Raw genomic sequence first — 15352 nt, 5'->3', positions numbered from 1 at the left:
ACCCGATCTCGCGAGCCGGACGTCGGACGGCGCCCGCGCCCGGCTCGCAGAATCCCATTCGGCACGTCAGAAGCGTCGAATCCTGCGAGCCGGACCCGGTTGCGCGAGCCGAACCCGGTTCCGCGAGCCGGAGGTCGCGCCCCGGCGCCTCAGTGCACGTACTCCAGCAGGTCGACGCCGAGCGTCCGCATGCCCTCGAGGACGGCGAGGCGGTAGTGCAGGTTCGTGTCGTCGAACTGCGTGACGACCGCGTACGAGACTCCGGCCCGCGGGCCGCGCAGCACGCCCACCTCGGCGCGGACGCCGACGTCGGTGCCGGTCGTGTTGACGAGCAGGACGCCGTGGTCGGGCTGGCGGTGCGACAGCGGGTCGAGGCCGAACGCCGAGGCCACCATCGAGAGGTCGTTGTTGAGCGAGAGCCAGCCGATCACCCGCGAGCTGACGGCGGCGTCGACGACCTCGCCGTTGGCGAGGGTCGCGAGCAGCCAGGTGAGCTCGCGCGCCGAGCCGATCGAGAGCTGCGGGGCGTCGTCGGGGCCGCGCTCGTCGCGCACGACGTCGAGCAGCGCGGTCCGCGAGAGGCCGAGCGACTCGGCGCGCTCGCGCACGGCGTCGAGGCCGACCCGGCGGAGGAGCACGTTGGTCGCGAGGTTGTCGTTCGTGGCGCCCACGAACGCGGCGAGGTCGGCGACCGGCATCGAGGGGATCTGCAGGTGCTGCCAGAGGCCCGCCTCGGCGACGGCGTCGACGGCCGTGCGGTCGACGAGGCGGAGGTTCTCCTGCGGCTCGTTCGCGAGCCGCGCGGCGACCTCGATCAGCAGCAGCACCGTGCCGACGCCCGCCGTGGGCATCGAGACGGAGTCGTCGACGGCGAACAGGGTGCGGCCGGTCGCCAGGTCGACGGCGCGGGCCGAGACCACGACTCCGTCGATCGCGAGTCGGCCGAGCGCGTCGAAGCCGCTCTGGAAGTTGTCGTGCTCGTGCGAGCCCTTGTGACGCCCTCGGCGGGCGCGCCGGTTCTCGCGGCGGGTCTCGGGGGTGGGGATCACCACGGGTACGGCCCCTCTACGGGTCGATGGAGCGGACGTGCGGAGGGAGGGACCGTGGTCCGTCGACGCGCCGCGGCGGCGCGCGATGAACGGACGAGCCCGGGGGCATCGGTCGGCTCTCGATGCCCGGGGTGCCTCGTCCGCGGTGCGGGAAGGCAGTCGCCGGTGACTACCAGATGACGACGCGCTCGCTCGGCGGGAGCCAGAGGGAGTCGTCTTCGGTGACGTCAAAAGTAGCGTAGAAGTCGTCGATGTTGCGGACGATCTGGTTGCAGCGGAACTCGGCCGGAGCGTGCGGATCGATGGCGAGGAGGCGGATCGTCTCCTCGTCGCGGGACTTCTGCTGCCAGGCCTGCGCCCACGACAGGAAGAAGCGCTGGGCGCCGGTCAGACCGTCGATCACGGGCGGCTCCTCGCCGTCGAGCGAGAGCAGGTACGCCTTCCACGCGATGCTCAGGCCGCCGAGGTCGCCGATGTTCTCGCCGATCGTCAGGGCGCCGTTGACGTGGTGCCCGGGAGTCGTGGCGGGCGCGAGCGCGTCGTACTGCGCGATCAGCGCTCCGGTGCGCTCCTCGAAGGCGGCGCGGTCGTCGGCCGTCCACCAGTCGGTCAGGCGGCCGTCGCCGTCGAAGCGCGAGCCCTGGTCGTCGAAGCCGTGCCCGATCTCGTGGCCGATGACGGCTCCGATCGCCCCGTAGTTGGCGGCGGAGTCGCGGGACTCGTCGAAGAAGGGGAACTGCAGGATCGCCGCGGGGAACACGATCTCGTTGAAGCCCGGGTTGTAGTACGCGTTGATCGTCTGCGGCGTCATGAACCACTCGTCGCGGTCGAGCGGGCGCCCGATCTTGCCGAGCTCGCGGTCGAACTCGAACGCGGCGACGCGGCGGGCGTTGCCGACGAGGTCGGCCGGATCGATCGAGAGCGCCGAGTAGTCGCGCCAGCGGACGGGGTAGCCGATCTTGGGGGTGAACTTGGCGAGCTTCTCGAGCGCGTGCTCGCGGGTCTCGGCGCCCATCCAGTCGAGGTCGACGATCGAGCGGCGGTAGGCCTCGATGAGGTTCTCGACGAGGACGTCCATCGCCGCCTTGGCGCTCTCGGGGAAGTGGCGCTCGACGTAGATGCGGCCGACCGCCTCGCCGAGGGAGCCCTCGACGAGCGAGACGCCGCGCTTCCAGCGCTCGCGCTTCTGCGGGGTGCCGGTGAGGGTGCGGCCGTAGAAGTCGAAGTTGGCGTCGACGAAGTCGCTCGAGAGGTAGGCGGCCGCTCCGCGGACGACCTGCCACGAGAGCCAGTCGCGCCACGCGGGCAGGCGGTCGTCGGTCAGGAGCCCCGCGAGACCCTGGAGGAAGCTCGGCTGGCGGACGACGACCTCGGCGAGCGCTCCCTCCGGAGCGCCCATCGCGGTGAGCCAGACGCCCAGGTCGATGCCGGCGGCGAGCTCGTCGACCTCGGCCCAGGTGCGGAGGTTGTAGGTGGCCTGGCTGTCGCGGCTGCGCACCTTGTCCCAGTGCACGGACGCGATGTCGGTCTCGAGCTCGACGATCCGCTTCGCGCGGCCCTCTGCCGCGTCGACGCCGGCGAGCTCGAGCATGCGGGTGACGAAGGGGAGGTAGGCCTCGCGGACGGAGGCGAACTCGTCGTCGCGGTAGTAGCTCTCGTCCGGCAGGCCGAGGCCGCCCTGGTTGACGAAGACGAGGTAGCGCTCGGGGCTGCCCGGGTCGTTGTCGACGAAGAGGCCGAAGAGGCCGGGGACTCCCGAGCGCTCGAGCTGCCCGACGGTGGCGAGCAGGCCGGTGATCGAGTCGACGCGCTGCACGGTCGCGAGGTCGTCGGCGATCGGCGTCGCGCCCAGCTCCTCGGCGCGGGCCTCGTCCAGGAAGGAGGCGTACAGGTCGCCGAACAGGCGCTCCTGCGTGCCGTGGTGCGCGGTCTGCGCCTCGACGATGATGTCGCGGACGGCCTTCTCGGCCTCCTCCTGCAGGACGTGGAAGGAGCCGTAGCGGGCCTTGTCGCTCGGGATCTCGGTGCGGTCGATCCAGAGGCCGTTGACGTACCGGTACAGGTCGTCCTGCGGGCGCGTCGCCGGGTCGAGTTCGGAGAGGTCGATACCGGAGCGAGGCGTCGTCGAGGTCATGCGCACAGCCTACGTCGGGCCTCGGACACCGGGCTCGGGAGTCGGCGCGAGTGGCGCCTCGGGCCCCTGGAAACGCGTCCGGCTCGCGGGAATCGGGGATTCCTGCGAGCCGGACGCGGTCTCACGAGCCGGAGGTCGTCCGGGCGTGTGGCGGGGTCAGGAGACCGGGACGATGAGGCCGTCCCAGGTCTCGGTGAGGTGGTCCTTCGTGCGCTGGTCGGTGAGGAGGCCGTAGAGCGCCTCGATGCGCGGGTCGTCCTCGAGGTCGGGCGTCGTCGCGAGGATGTTGTAGTAGGTGCTGTCGGTGCCCTCGATGAGGATCGACTGGTCCTCGGTGAGGCCGGCCGGCAGCGCGAAGGTCGCGGTGACGAAGACGGCGTCCTGGTCGGGCAGCGCGAGGGCGAGCGACGCGTTCTCGATCTCGGTGAACTCGAGGTCGCGCGGGTTCGAGGTGATCCCCTGCAGGTTGGTCACGTCGTCGTCGACCTCGATGATGCCCTCCGAGGCGAGCAGCTTGAGCGCGCGTCCCTCGTTCGTCGGGTCGTTCGGGATCGCGACCGTCGCGCCGTCCTCGAGGTCGTCGAGGCTCTCGAGCGACTCGGAGTAGAAGGCCGCGGCCGGCAGGTAGACCTCGCCGGCGCTCACCAGGTCGCCGCCGGCCTGCGAGTTGTAGGTCTCGAGGAACGTCGCGTTCTGGAAGAGGTTCGCGTCGGTGCTGCCGTCGGACAGCGCCGGGTTCGGCGTGTTGTAGTCGCTGAACTCGACGAACTCGATGTCGAGCCCCGCCTCCTCGGCGAGGTTCTCGTCGACCCAGGTCAGCAGGTCGCCGGCGGGCGTCGCGAGGGCGCCGACCCTGATCGTGCCGAGGTCGCCGGAGTCGGAGCCCGACCCGGCTCCGGCGGAACCGGAGTCGGAGGAGCAGGCGGCGAGGCCGACGAGGAGGGTGCCCGCGGCCGCGAGGGCGCCGAGTCGGACGAGCGGGGTGCGGAAGGAGGTGCGGTTCATGGGTCTTCTCTCGTTGCTGCGGGAGGTGCGGTGGGAGGGGAGGGGATCAGGCGCGCGGGTCGCGGCCGTCCGCCTCGAGAGCGGCGATGGCCCGCTCGGGCTTCGCGCGCCGGTCGTGGCCGACGAGGCGCGCGGCGAGCGTCGCGAGGGCCTGCACGATCTGGACGATGACGAAGAGGACGACGATGACCGCGACGATGTGGATCCAGCTGTAGCGCTGGTAGCCGTAGGTGAGGGCGACGTTGCCCAGCCCGCCGCCCCCGACCACGCCGACCATCGCCGAGAAGTTGATGATCGAGGTGATCGTCGTCGACAGGCCCAGCACGATGGCCGGCCGCGCCTCGGTGAGCAGAACCCGCCGCACCAGCTGCCAGCGCGAGGCGCCCAGCGAGGACGCGGCCTCGTAGAGCCCGGGGTCCACCTCCTTGAGCGCGATCTCGACCATCCGCGCGAAGAACGGGATCGCGATGATCGCGAGCGGGACGATCGCGGCGGTCGAGCCGATGAACGTGCCGATGATGAGCCGGGTCAGCGGGATCAGCGCGATCATCAGCACGATGAACGGCACGGAGCGGCCGAGGTTGACCACGAAGCCCAGCACTCGGTTGATCGCGGAGCCGAGCGCCCGCGAGCCGCCGACGCGCTCGAGGAACCCGCCGCGCTCGGTGCCGACGAGGACGATGCCGAGCGGCAGGCCGACGAGGATCGTCACCAGCGTCGCGACGCCGACCATGTAGAGGGTCTCGCCGGTGCCCTTGAGCACGACCTCGAGCAGGTCGCTCCAGAAGGTGGGGGAGTCGACGTCGATCATGCGGGTCCTCCCCGGAGCCAGTCGACGGTGAGGCCCTGCGAGCGCAGGTCCTCGACGGCGCGGGCGACGGTGCCGCGGTCGCCGGGGAGCGCGAGGCGCGTGCGGCCGGCCTGGCTGCCTCCGATGGTCTCGATCACGGCCCCGAGGATCGACACGTCCATGCCGTAGCCGCGGGCGAGCTGCGCGATGACCGGGCGGTCGGCCGAGCCTCCCGAGAACGTGATGTCGATGATCGCCGAGCCGTCGTCCTCCGGGAGGGGGCCGAGCGGGAAGAGCTCGCGGGCGAGCGCCGAGCCGGGGGTCGACACGAGGCGGACGAGCTCGCCCTGCTCGAGGATCCGGCCCGACTCCATCAGGGCCGCGGAGTCGCAGATGCGCTTCACGACGTCCATCTCGTGGGTGATCAGCAGCACCGTCAGCCCGAGCTCGCGGTTGAGGCTGCGGAGCAGGTCGAGGATCGAGCGCGTCGTCTCGGGGTCGAGCGCGCTGGTGGCCTCGTCCGAGAGCAGCACCCGCGGGCGGCCGGCGAGGGCGCGGGCGATGCCGACGCGCTGCTTCTGTCCGCCCGAGAGCTGCGCGGGGAAGCCGCCCGCGAGCGAGGACAGGCCGACGAGGTCGAGCATCTCGGCGGCGCGGCGCGAGCGCTCGGCCCCGTGGACGCCGATGGTCTCGAGGGCGAACTCGACGTTCTGCTGCACGGTGCGGTTCGACAGCAGGTTGAAGTGCTGGAACACCATGCCGATGTCGTGGCGCGCGCGGCGCAGGGCGCGCTCGTCGAGATCGGTGAGGGTGACGCCTCCGACCTCGACCGTGCCGGCGTCGGGGCGCTCGAGCAGGTTGATCGCGCGGAGCAGCGTGCTCTTGCCGGCGCCGGACTGGCCGACGACGCCGAAGATCGTCCCCTCCTCGACGTGGAGGCTGACGTCGTCGAGGGCGCGGACAGCGCGTGAGCCGCCGAACGTCTTGGAGAGTCCGGTCGCGGTGATCACGGTCGGTGCTCCTGACGGACGGGGGATGTGCGGTCTCTCAGGCTACGGCGCGCCGAGGAGGCGTCGCGACGCGAGATGACGAAGTGTGACGCGCCGCCGACCTCCGGCTCGCAGGAACGCGTCCGGCTCGCAGGGTGGGGGGAATCCCGCGAGCCGGACGCGATCCCGCGAGCCGGAGGTCGGCCGGAGGATCAGCTCGCGGCGAGCACCTGCTCGACGTACGCGCGGATCGGCGTGGTCGGGTGCCCGATCAGGCGCGCGAGCGAGCCGTCGGTCTCGCCGAGCAGGCCGTCGGCGATGTTCGCGTCGAGGCCGACGACGAAGCCGACGCCGCCCTCGGGCACGCCCGCCCCGGTGAGGATCCGCGCGTGCTCCGCCGAGTCGACGTGCGTGATGGACGCCTCGCGGCCCGCGACCTCGGCGACCAGGGCCGCCAGCTCGTCGGTGCTCCAGGCGACGTCGCCCGAGAGCTCGTGCACCGAGCCGACCAGCGACGCGTCGGTGAGGGCGACGGCCGCCGCCTCCGCGTAGTCGCTGCGCGCGGCGCTCGAGACGCGGCCCTCGCCGGCGCTCGAGAGGGTGGTGCCGGTCGAGGCGAGCTCGCCGATCGTCTGCACGTAGTTCTCGTGGTACCAGCCGTTGCGGAGGATCACGGCGGGGACCCCCGCGGCGGCGATCGCCTCCTCCGTCGCCTTGTGCTCGGGCGCGAGGATCAGCGCGCTCGTGGTCGCCTTCGGAGCACTCGTGTAGACCAGGCGAGCGCCCGCGCGGGCGACCGCCTCGATGACGGCGGTGTGCTGCGCGACGCGCTTGCCCACCTCCGACCCCGAGACGAGCAGGACGGCCTCGGCGCCCGCGAAGGCGGCGTCGAGGGAGGCGGCGTCCTCGAAGGAGGCGACGGCGGTGCGCACGCCGAGGTCGGCGACGATCTTCTCGAGCTTCGCGGCGTCGCGGCCGGTGGCGACGATGTCGGAGGCGGCGGTGCCGCGGGCGAGCAGGTGCTCGACCGCGAGGCGGCCGAGGTGTCCGGTGGCTCCGGTGACGACGAGAGTCATGGGGGTGGTCCTTCCGTTCTGGGCGGCGTCGGGGCCGCACTGGGGGAGAACCGGAGGGTGATCCGAGAACTTCCCGGAATGCAGTACCCACTATTTGGTTAGTACCTTCATGACCATCACGGATACCGCGGGGAGCCCGCTGCTCGTGGGCGACGTCTACGCCGCCGACTGCCCGAGCCGCGAGATCTTCGGCCACGTCACGAGCAAGTGGGGAGTGCTCGTGCTCGCGGCGCTCACCGACGGCACCCTCCGCTGGGGCGAGCTGCGGCGGAGGATCGGCGGCATCAGCGAGAAGATGCTCGCGCAGACCCTGCGCGTCCTCGAGGAGGACGGCTTCGTGCACCGGGAGGCGCACGAGGTGATCCCGCCGCGGGTCGAGTACCGTCTGACCCCGCTCGGCGCCGATCTGGCGGCGCGCCTGCTGCCGGTCGTCGAGTGGATCTCGGGCAACGTCGCCACGGTGATGGAGGCGCGCACGGCGCAGCGCACGTCCGTCTCCGCGCCGTCCGAGCAGGTGAGGTGAGCCTCACCTCGTTGTGAGACCGTTCACCTCTCGTTCAGGTGGGCGCCGACCCCGGGAGACTCGCGCGACCGCTCCCCCTGGTTTCCTCATCGGACCCCGCCTGCGATCGAAGGACGAACGACGATGACCGACACCTCCCGCCGACTCCTGCTGCCCATGGCCGGGCACGTCAAGGGCAAGCGCAGCCCCGTGACCTGCGCCCTCAAGTGCGCCAACGCGTGCTCGACCGCGACCTGCAACACTTCGCACAACAGCTACTTCCGCGACATCGTCTCGTCGCAGATCTCGCGCCGCTCGGCGCTCGGCCTCGGTCTGGCCGGCGCGGTCACCATCGCCGTCGCCTCCCCCGCCGCACCGAGCGCGGAGGCGGCCGTCGCGACCGCCGCGGACGCCGTCTCCCCTCTCTCCTTCACCCCGATCGCGCCGGTCGCCACCACCGTCGACGAGTTCACCGTGCCCGAGGGCTTCGCCTGGCAGCCGCTGATCCGCTGGGGCGACCCGATCTTCGCCGACAGCCCCGCCTTCGACATCCAGAACCAGACGGAGGCGGCGCAGGCCGCGCAGTTCGGCTACAACAACGACTACACCGACATCGTCGAGATCCCGGGCTCGAAGCGCCTGCGCGCGCTGCTCGTCGTGAACCACGAGTACACGAACGAGAACATCATGTTCCCCGCCGCGCAGCTCGAGGCCGAGCCCGAGCGCGTGCGAGCGGTCGCCCGCGCCGCGCACGGGCTCAGCGTCGTCGAGCTCGTCCGCACCGCCGTCGACCGCCCCTGGGCGTACGTGCGCGGCGGCGAGCACAACCGCCGCTACCTGATCGACACCCCGTACGAGGTGACCGGCGCCGCCGCCGGCTCGGACCTGCTGAAGACGGTCGCCGACCCCGAGGGACGCACCGTCCTCGGCACCCTCGGCAACTGCTCGGGCGGCACCACGCCGTGGGGCACCATCCTCTCGGGCGAGGAGAACTTCAACGGCTACTTCCGCGCGACCGGCACGAGCGGCGCCGAGAAGCGCTACGGCCTCGCCGACGCCGAGACCGCGCGGCTCTGGGAGCTCGACGACCCGCGCTTCGACGCCCGCACCGCCGGCTACGAGAACGAGCCGAACCGCTTCGGCTGGATCGTCGAGTTCGACCCCTTCGACCCGTCGTCGACCCCGAAGAAGCACACGGCTCTCGGCCGCCTGAAGCACGAGGGCGCCAACGTCATCATCGCCCCCGACGGCCGCGTCGTGGCGTACCAGGGCGACGACGAGCGCTTCGACTACCTCTACAAGTTCGTCTCGAAGAAGCGCTACATCGAGGGCGACCGCGCGCACAACAAGACGCTGCTCGAGGAGGGCGACCTCTTCGTCGCGAAGTTCACCGGCGACTCGCCCGTCGCCGAGATCACGGGAACCGGCGCCGTCCCCTCCGACGGCGGCTTCGACGGCATCGGCGCGTGGCTGCCGCTCGTCGTCGGCGGCGTCTCGGCCATCGCGGGGATGAGCGTCGAGGAGGTGCTCGTGCACACCCGCCAGGCGGCCGACATCGCCGGCGCCACCAAGATGGACCGCTGCGAGGACGTGCAGCCGAGCCTGATCACCGGCCGGATCTACGTCGCGTGCACCAACAACTCAAACCGCGGCACCGAGGGCACGGAGGGGCCGACCGAGGTCAACCCGCGCACCGAGAACCGCGACGGCCACATCGTCGAGATCATCGAGGACGGCGGCGACCAGACCGGCCTCACCTTCACCTGGAACCTGCTGATGCTCTGCGGCGACGTGGCGCAGGGCGACGTCGTCTACTTCTCGGGCTTCCCGGCCGACCAGGTCTCGCCGATCTCGTGCCCCGACAACCTGGCGTTCGACTCCGTCGGCGACCTCTGGATCTCGACCGACGGCGCACCGAGCGGCATCGGCTACAACGACGGGCTGTTCAAGGTGACCCTGGACGGCGCCTCCCGCGGCAACGTCGAGCAGTTCCTGTCGGTCCCGCGCGACGCCGAGACCTGCGGCCCGATCGTGCACGACCAGGACCAGCACGTCTTCGTCGCCGTGCAGCACCCGGGCGAGGAGGGCAGCTTCGAGGAGCCGACCTCGTTCTTCCCGGACTTCGCGGCCACGGGAGCGGTTGCCGCCGGAGCCGTCGCAGCGCCCCGCCCGACGATCGTGCAGATCCTGCCGGCGTCGCAGCTGATCACCCCGACGCCGACGCCGACGGCCGGACCGACCACGGCGCCGACCCCGACGCCCACCGCGGCGCCGACGACCGCCCCGACCGCCGCGCCGACCGCGGGACCGACCGCCGCGCCGACCGCGACTCCGACGATGTCTCCGACGATCGCGCCCACCGCGACTCCGACGGGCACCGCGGTGCCGCTGCCGACCGGCGGAACCGGGGGCGGACTCGCCTCGACCGGTGTCGAGAGCGTCGGCCTGATCGCCGGGGCGACCGCCCTGCTCGCCGCGGGAGCCGCCGCGGTCGGGCTCGGCGCACGCCGCCGCTCGACGGGCGACGAGGACGCGGAGACGCAGGCCTGATCACGAGGGGGCGGCGGGTCTTCCGCCGCCCCCTCGTGCGCTAGGTTGAGCGCGATGTCGACCCTCCGAAGCCGCGAGTCCGCCGTAGTCGTGGCCGTGCAGCGCGCGCCGCTGACCCGGCCCCTCCTCCCCGTCGCCCGCGGACTCAGCCTCATCGGCGAGCACGCGGCGGGCTGGCTGATCCTCGGGGTGATCGGCGCGTTCGTCGATCCGTCGCGGTTCTGGGCCTGGGCCCTCTGCGACGTCGCGATCGTCGTCGCGCACGGGCTGTCGATCGTCCTGAAGCGCGTCGTCCGCCGCCCGCGCCCGCTGGGCGAGGGGGTGGAGGTGCGCGGCCACGCGCCGAGCAAGCTCAGCTTCCCGAGCTCGCACGCCTCGTCGACCACCGCGGCCGCGATCGTGTTCGCGGTGATGCTGCCCGCCCTCTGGCCGCTCGCGGTGCTCGTCGTGATCGCGATGCTCCTGTCGCGGCTGGCGCTCGGGATGCACTTCCCGACCGACCTGCTGGCCGGCGTCGTGCTCGGCACGCTCTCGGCGCTCGCCGTGATGCCGCTCCTGCCACTGGCGTCGTTCTAGCTCGGGCCGCCGTCTGGCGGGATTGGCGCGCGACTGACCCTCGCCCGAGCCGCACAACCAAGGCTGAAAGACGGAAAGGCGTGAAGATCCGCCGTTTCGAGACTCTCGTCCTTCGTTGTGAGGGCGAACCCCGCGACAGAGGGCGACGCTGCCCCTGTCGACACTCCCCGCCCCCGCAGGATCGGACCGCATGAGCACCCTCGTCGTCACCGCCCACCCCGACCCGGACTCGCTCACGCACCACGTCGCGCGCCGGCTCGCCGGCTCGACGGGCGCGACGCTCGCCCACCTGGCGCAGGAGGGCTTCGACCCGCGCTTCACGCTCGAGGACCGCCGCGTCTACCTCGGCGAGGGCGCGCCCGCCGCCGACGTCGCGGCCGAGCAGCGGCGGATCGACGCGCACGAGCACCTCGTCCTCGTCTTCCCGGTCTACTGGTGGTCGATGCCGGCGCTGCTGAAGGGCTGGGTCGACCGGGTGTTCATCGCCGACTGGGCGTTCGGGATCGACGCGGCAGGCGGAGTCGTCCCGCGGCTCGAGCGCCTGAGCGTCCACCTGATCCCGGTGTCGGGCACGTCGGAGCGCTCGTTCGAGCGGCACGGGTACACGGAGTCGTTCCGCACGCAGATCGAGCGCGGCGTCATCGGCTACTGCGGGGCGCGGCACGGGGTGACGGCGTTCGTGCACGACTCGGAGGCGGAGGATCGCGACGCGACGGCGCGCTCGGTCGAGTCCGCGGTCGCGCGAGTCGCCGCAGCGCTCGTGCGATCTGCAGGAGGCTGATGTGCGATTCGCAGGCGATGCGGCCGCTCCCGCGCGGCTCATGCGGCGGGAAGCATTCTCCGTCCGCGAACACCTCCAGACCGCACCGGCACCTGCAGATCGCACGGCGGAGGCTCAGAGCAGGCGGCGCGCCGACGCCCACGCGGTGAGCTCGTAGCGCGACGACAGCTGCAGCTTGCGCAGCACCGCCGACACGTGCGACTCGACCGTCTTGACCGAGATGTACAGCTCGGCCGCCGCCTCCTTGTACGCGTAGCCGCGCGCGATCAGCCGCATCACCTCGCGCTCGCGGGCCGACAGCCGGTCGAGCTCGTCCGGCGCCTCCGCCTGCTCGCCGGCGAGCGCTCCGAAGGCGTCGAGCACGAAGCCCGCCAGCCGCGGCGAGAACACCGCGTCGCCGCCCGCGACCGCGAGGACCGCGCGGCTCACCTCGGCCCCCGAGCTCGCCTTGGTGATGTAGCCGCGGGCACCGGCCCGGATCACGCCGACGACGTCCTCGGCCGCGTCCGAGACGCTCAGCGCGAGGAACCGCACCGACTCGAGGAGCCCGGCGCTGCGCCGCAGGACCTCGGCGCCGCCTCCGCCCGCACCGCCCGGCAGGTGCACGTCGAGCAGCACGACGTCGGGCCGCGCCACCGCGACCAGCGCCACGGCGGCGTCGACGTCGGCCGCCTCGCCCAGCACCTCGAGCTCGGGCGCCAGGTCGGCGCGGAGGCCGGAGCGGAAGATCGAGTGGTCGTCGACCAGCACCACGCGCGTCATCACTCGGCCCCCGTGGGCAGGCGGAGGTGCACCTCGGTGCCCGTGCCGCCCGCTCCCGGCCGGACGGTCGCGCTGCCGCCGGCGCGCGCCATCCGTCCGATGATCGACTCCCGGATGCCCAGCCGGTCGCCGGGCAGCGCGCCGAGGTCGACTCCCGGCCCGCGGTCGCGGACGAAGACGTCGACGCCCGCGGCGGTGCACTCGAGGTAGACCGACACGTCGCCGCCCGCGTGCCGCGCGGAGTTGAGCATGGCCTCCCGCGTCGCCGCGAGCACCGGAGCAGCGCCCGGCACGGATGCGCCCACCGCGACCACCTCGAGCTGCACCGGGTAGTCGAGCTCGATCGCCGCGGCGATGGCGCGGATCTCGGCGGCCAGATCGTTGGCGACCGGCACGTCGCGTTCGAACAGCCAGTCGCGCAGCTCCCGCTCCTGCGCGCGGGCGATGCGGGCCACCTCGGTCGAGGCGCCCGCGCGGTTCTGGATCAGCGCGAGCGTCTGCAGCACCGAGTCGTGCAGGTGCGCGGCGATCTCGGCGCGCTGCTCCTCGCGCACCCGGGCCGCGCGCTCGCCCATCAGCTCGGTCCAGAGCGTGACGATGCGGGGCGCGGCGAGCACCCCGGCCGCCACCAGCAGCACGCCGACGGCGAGCACGGCGTTGACCGCGCTGGGCCGCGCCACCAGCACCGCGACTCCGGCGACGACGAGCACCGCGCAGGAGGCGAGACGCACCGCGGAGGAGGAGCGCGCCGATCGCGACGGGTCGCCCCGGTCGGGGCCGAGACTCCAGCCGACGGCGCCGCCGGCCAGGGCCGCGACCGCGGCGAGCGCCCGGGTGACCTCGGAGTCGTCGCCGGAGCCGATCGCGACGAGGACGGCGACCGTCGCGACGCCGGCCGCCACGGCGAGCAGGGCGGCGACCGGAGTGGCGCGGCGCACGCCGGCGTCCTCCGAGGCGGAGTCGGCGAGCGGCACGAGCGCCCACAGCCAGAGGTAGAAGAGCGCGCCGCCCCCGCCGAGCAGGGTCGCGACGACGAACACGAGCCGCACCGCTCGCACGCTCCGACCCAGGTGCACGGCCAGGCCCGCGCTGACACCCCCGAGGGCCGCGCTGCGCGGTCGCCGGAGCGATGGGCGGACCGCAGCGACGGGCAGGGTGGGGATGCTCACCCCTGCATCCAAACAGACGGGCGCGTCGCCCAGGGGTCGCGTCAGGGTCCGGTCAGGGGTTCCCCCGATGGCCCGGCGCCCACCGCCCACGGGACACTCGAGCCATGACAGCAGCGAGCACCACCCCGCCGACCGGCGGACCCGACGATCAGGGCGCGGACGACCGGGCGGCCGGACCCGGCGCACCGACCGCCACGTCGACCGCCGACCCGGGCACCGCCGGCGATCCGCCGAAGGAGAACCGCTTCTTCCTCTGGCTGCGCGCCCTCGACCTCCCCCGCCGGCCCGGCTGGATCGGCGGCGTCTGCGCCGGCGTCGCCGAGCGCCTCGGGATCGATCCGCTGATCGTCCGCGGAGTGTTCGTGGTCGTCGCCGTCCTCGGCGGGCCCGCGTTCCTCTTCTATGCGGCGGCCTGGCTGCTGCTGCCCGACCAGGACGACTCGCTGCCGGTCGAGCGGCTGGCCCGCGGCGACCTCGACCGCGTGCACGCCGGGATCGGGGTGCTGGTCCTGGCGTCGATGCTCCCGGTCGCCCAGGGCTTCTGGTCGCTCGGCGGCGTCTACACCGGGGCGACCGCGTGGGGGGCGTCCACGGGACGCGCCCTGTGGACCGCGGTCGTCGTCGCGGCGGCGATCGGCCTCGTCCTCTGGATCGTGCGCCGCTCCGGTCGCGCCTCGACGCCGACCGTCACTCCGGAGACCGTTCCCGCGACGACCGACGGGCGCCCCGAGAGCATCCCGTACCCCGAGCGGCCGACGGACGCCCGCCCCGAGGCGCCCGAGGACGTCGCCGCCTGGCGTGAGCGCCAGGAGCAGTGGAAGGCCGAGCGCGAGGCGTTCCGCGCCCAGGAGGCGGCGACCGCCCGCGAGACCGCGCGGCAGCGGGCGGAGGAGGCGCGCCTCCGAGCCCACGCCGTCACGGCCGCGCGTCTCGAGCGCCAGCGGCTGCGCCGGGCGGCGAACCCGCGGCTGCGGTTCAGCGCGACGCTGCTCGTGCTCGGCGCCGCGGCCCTCGTCGGGTCGCTCGTCTCGCTCTCGACGACCGGATCGACCTCGACCGTCGTCGGATTCGCCTCCGCCACGCTCGTGCTGGCCGCCGCGATCGTGATCGCCGGCCTCCTCCGCCGCCGCGCCGTGCTGCTGGTCGCGATCTCGCTGGTCACGGTGCTGACGGCGTCGACGGCGGCGCTGCTGCCACCCGACCGCGCGGTGCTGGGCACGGTCGGGTCGTACAGCCTCTCGAACGCGGCCCCCGGCGACTACGCGGTCCTGGCGGGCGACCTGCAGGTCACCGTCTCGCCCGACTTCGACGTCGCCGGCGGCGTCCTCGACGTCTGGCAGGGCGCCGGGTCGATCCAGCTGACGGCGATGGAGGGGACCGCCGTCCGACTCGAGTCGTCGTCGAGCGACGGGGCCGCCTGGCTCACCCGACGGGACGGCGACGAGTACAGCCCCGCCGACCCGGAGGGCGTGCGCTACGTCGACGGCCGCTGGCGGTGGACGGAGACCTTCGGCGATCCCGACGCCGAGCCGTTCGTCGTGCGGATCGAGCAGGGCGGCGGATCGATCAGCGTCTTCGACGAGACGGGCGCGGGCGCGAGCGCCGACCCGACCACGACGGACCCGACCACGACCGAGCCGACAGGGGCAGCACGATGAGCACCGAGACCCTTCCCGAGACCACCGCGGTGACCGCCATCGCGCCCCCGCGCCCCCGGATCCGCGCCGGCGCGATCGTCTGGGGAGCCGTCGTCGCCGCCTTCTCCGTCTTCCTGCTGCTGGTCGCCTCCGACACCGCCCTGCGCGCCGACGTCGTCGACCGAGCGCTCGCCCTCGGCGGGGGAGGCGCGACCGCGCTGACCATCGCCGTCCTCGGCGGCATCGCGCTGCTCGTCGGCCTCGTGCGGGTGCTCGACCGGAGGTAGCCGCCGCGCACCGTCCGCTGAGAGGCTCCGTCATCGACCATCGTG

14 protein-coding genes are annotated in these 15352 nt (G+C 73.1%); 6 read left to right on the top strand and 8 right to left on the bottom strand.

The window, feature by feature from the left end:
* Nucleotides 1-149: 149 nt before the first annotated feature.
* The 6 genes from GRS96_RS03340 to GRS96_RS03315 all read right to left on the bottom strand — a co-directional run bounded on the left by GRS96_RS03340 (nt 150) and on the right by GRS96_RS03315 (nt 7043).
* On the bottom strand, nt 150-1052 hold the full coding sequence (locus GRS96_RS03340) for a serine hydrolase (RefSeq protein ID WP_159855886.1): 903 nt from the start codon (nt 1050-1052) through the stop codon (nt 150-152).
* A gap of 166 nt (nt 1053-1218) precedes the next feature.
* On the bottom strand, nt 1219-3183 hold the full coding sequence (locus GRS96_RS03335) for a M13 family metallopeptidase (RefSeq protein ID WP_159855888.1): 1965 nt from the start codon (nt 3181-3183) through the stop codon (nt 1219-1221).
* Between the two features lie 156 nt (nt 3184-3339).
* On the bottom strand, nt 3340-4188 hold the full coding sequence (locus GRS96_RS03330) for a MetQ/NlpA family ABC transporter substrate-binding protein (RefSeq protein ID WP_159855890.1): 849 nt from the start codon (nt 4186-4188) through the stop codon (nt 3340-3342).
* Between the two features lie 46 nt (nt 4189-4234).
* Nucleotides 4235-4999, bottom strand: coding sequence for a methionine ABC transporter permease (locus GRS96_RS03325; protein ID WP_159855892.1), 765 nt, complete (start codon nt 4997-4999; stop codon nt 4235-4237).
* A complete protein-coding gene (locus GRS96_RS03320; protein ID WP_159855894.1) occupies nt 4996-5988 on the bottom strand; it encodes a methionine ABC transporter ATP-binding protein in 993 nt (330 codons plus the stop codon). The genes GRS96_RS03325 and GRS96_RS03320 overlap by 4 nt, the downstream gene beginning before the upstream one ends.
* 191 nt (nt 5989-6179) lie before the next feature.
* The gene (locus tag GRS96_RS03315) at nt 6180-7043 is read right to left on the bottom strand and encodes an NmrA family NAD(P)-binding protein (protein ID WP_159987715.1); all 864 of its coding nucleotides are present in this window, start codon (nt 7041-7043) and stop codon (nt 6180-6182) included.
* 109 nt (nt 7044-7152) lie between these two features.
* Here GRS96_RS03315 and GRS96_RS03310 point away from each other — a divergent pair, with 109 nt between their 5' ends.
* The 4 genes from GRS96_RS03310 (at nt 7153) to GRS96_RS03295 (ending at nt 11452) form a co-directional block, all read left to right on the top strand.
* A complete protein-coding gene (locus GRS96_RS03310; protein WP_159855898.1) occupies nt 7153-7566 on the top strand; it encodes a winged helix-turn-helix transcriptional regulator in 414 nt (137 codons plus the stop codon).
* A 123-nt stretch (nt 7567-7689) separates the two neighbouring features.
* Complete coding sequence (locus tag GRS96_RS03305) at nt 7690-10095, top strand: PhoX family protein (protein ID WP_159987714.1); 2406 nt, start codon at nt 7690-7692, stop codon at nt 10093-10095.
* A gap of 54 nt (nt 10096-10149) precedes the next feature.
* The gene (locus GRS96_RS03300; RefSeq protein ID WP_159987713.1) at nt 10150-10671 is read left to right on the top strand and encodes a phosphatase PAP2 family protein; all 522 of its coding nucleotides are present in this window, start codon (nt 10150-10152) and stop codon (nt 10669-10671) included.
* Between the two features lie 190 nt (nt 10672-10861).
* Nucleotides 10862-11452 (top strand): NAD(P)H-dependent oxidoreductase, encoded by a 591-nt coding sequence (locus GRS96_RS03295; protein ID WP_159855904.1) that lies wholly within the window; start codon nt 10862-10864, stop codon nt 11450-11452.
* 114 nt (nt 11453-11566) lie between these two features.
* Here GRS96_RS03295 and GRS96_RS03290 read toward each other — a convergent pair whose 3' ends face one another.
* Together GRS96_RS03290 and GRS96_RS03285 are read right to left on the bottom strand one after the other, a co-directional pair.
* Nucleotides 11567-12214, bottom strand: a complete 648-nt coding sequence (locus GRS96_RS03290) for a LuxR C-terminal-related transcriptional regulator (RefSeq protein WP_159855906.1) — start codon at nt 12212-12214, stop codon at nt 11567-11569.
* Nucleotides 12214-13383, bottom strand: a complete 1170-nt coding sequence (locus tag GRS96_RS03285; RefSeq protein ID WP_159987712.1) for an ATP-binding protein — start codon at nt 13381-13383, stop codon at nt 12214-12216. Before GRS96_RS03285 ends, GRS96_RS03290 begins: the two co-directional genes overlap by 1 nt.
* Nucleotides 13384-13487: 104 nt before the next feature.
* On the opposite strand from GRS96_RS03285, the gene GRS96_RS03280 reads away from it, so the two are divergent.
* Together GRS96_RS03280 and GRS96_RS03275 are read left to right on the top strand one after the other, a co-directional pair.
* Nucleotides 13488-15041: a PspC domain-containing protein gene (locus GRS96_RS03280; protein ID WP_159987711.1), complete on the top strand. Its 1554-nt coding sequence runs from the start codon at nt 13488-13490 to the stop codon at nt 15039-15041.
* Nucleotides 15038-15307 (top strand): hypothetical protein, encoded by a 270-nt coding sequence (locus tag GRS96_RS03275; protein WP_159855912.1) that lies wholly within the window; start codon nt 15038-15040, stop codon nt 15305-15307. The genes GRS96_RS03280 and GRS96_RS03275 overlap by 4 nt, the downstream gene beginning before the upstream one ends.
* The last annotated feature ends 45 nt before the right edge of the window (nt 15308-15352 follow it).

The organism is Rathayibacter sp. VKM Ac-2803, from assembly GCF_009807175.1.
In the GTDB taxonomy this organism is placed as follows: Bacteria; Actinomycetota; Actinomycetes; order Actinomycetales; family Microbacteriaceae; genus Rathayibacter.
This window is presented reverse-complemented; position numbering and strand designations above follow the sequence as displayed.

Coding starts and splice junctions, on each gene's coding strand:
- GRS96_RS03275 (WP_159855912.1), top strand. CDS start 15,038: ATGAGCACCGAGACCCTTCCCGAGACCACCGCGGTGACCGCCATCGCG.
- GRS96_RS03310 (WP_159855898.1), top strand. CDS start 7,153: ATGACCATCACGGATACCGCGGGGAGCCCGCTGCTCGTGGGCGACGTC.
- GRS96_RS03290 (WP_159855906.1), bottom strand. CDS start 12,214: ATGACGCGCGTGGTGCTGGTCGACGACCACTCGATCTTCCGCTCCGGC.
- GRS96_RS03300 (WP_159987713.1), top strand. CDS start 10,150: ATGTCGACCCTCCGAAGCCGCGAGTCCGCCGTAGTCGTGGCCGTGCAG.
- GRS96_RS03295 (WP_159855904.1), top strand. CDS start 10,862: ATGAGCACCCTCGTCGTCACCGCCCACCCCGACCCGGACTCGCTCACG.
- GRS96_RS03280 (WP_159987711.1), top strand. CDS start 13,488: ATGACAGCAGCGAGCACCACCCCGCCGACCGGCGGACCCGACGATCAG.
- GRS96_RS03315 (WP_159987715.1), bottom strand. CDS start 7,043: ATGACTCTCGTCGTCACCGGAGCCACCGGACACCTCGGCCGCCTCGCG.
- GRS96_RS03330 (WP_159855890.1), bottom strand. CDS start 4,188: ATGAACCGCACCTCCTTCCGCACCCCGCTCGTCCGACTCGGCGCCCTC.
- GRS96_RS03335 (WP_159855888.1), bottom strand. CDS start 3,183: ATGACCTCGACGACGCCTCGCTCCGGTATCGACCTCTCCGAACTCGAC.
- GRS96_RS03305 (WP_159987714.1), top strand. CDS start 7,690: ATGACCGACACCTCCCGCCGACTCCTGCTGCCCATGGCCGGGCACGTC.
- GRS96_RS03325 (WP_159855892.1), bottom strand. CDS start 4,999: ATGATCGACGTCGACTCCCCCACCTTCTGGAGCGACCTGCTCGAGGTC.